Annotated in this window: 1 pseudogene; it reads right to left on the reverse strand. The window is 67.5% G+C overall.

Annotated features, from left to right (window positions below):
• Positions 1 to 637: 637 nt before the first annotated feature.
• Positions 638 to 739: pseudogene (locus tag RM423_RS25000) on the reverse strand (IS982 family transposase); the annotation flags it as partial.

Below are 739 nucleotides of genomic sequence, written 5' to 3' on the forward strand. Positions count from 1 at the left end.
CCGCCGGCACTCCGCCTGCGGCTACCGCAGCCCGATCACCTACGAGAACACCACCACCGCGGCTACGCTACGACCGGCCGCATAACAATCAAATCGCGTGTCCACTTTTCGGGGCGAAGGCCCGTTGGTCCCCGCGTTCCTTCCCCCACCTGGCGCGCTTTTTCTTTGGGCCGGATCAGGCGACCGGAACGCAAGTGGGCTTGCCGGGCGGCGAAATAAGGGAGCCTGCGACCGCGTCGACCGGGCGCGCAGCGATCCACTTGCGTGTAGGTCGACCCGGCCCACACTCGAACGCCAGGTGGGGGAAGGAACCGGGCTGGTCGGCGGAGCCTGCGGAGCCGACCCGCCCCCAGAGGATTCAGCGCGCAGCGCGTGTCAGCTGTGAGCGCTCCAGGCGTGCCGGTCTTCTGCGTCACCAACCCAGCTCGCCTCTGACGGCTACGTGTCAGCGCGGGCTCAGCGCTCGCGCTAGATCAACCGATCAGGCGTTGGTGGTGGCTGGGTCCTTCTGCGCAGCGGAGGCATCGAGCTATCGCCGCGCGGGGTAGTGCCCGGCGGCCGAGCTCGACGTCAGCCGTGACGGCCGGGTTCAGCTCCCCCGCACCGAAAGGGACTAGATGGTTGATTCCTTGGAGGGTTAGTGGTCGTAGGCGGTCAGTGATCGTTTGGTGGTGGCGCCGGTGGTCCAGTTGTGCCAGATGCCGGTGGCCATGGCTAGCAGGCGTTGAGCGACGCGGGT

The organism is Jatrophihabitans lederbergiae (assembly GCF_031845305.1).
In the GTDB taxonomy this organism is placed as follows: domain Bacteria; phylum Actinomycetota; class Actinomycetes; order Mycobacteriales; family Jatrophihabitantaceae; genus Jatrophihabitans_A; species Jatrophihabitans_A lederbergiae.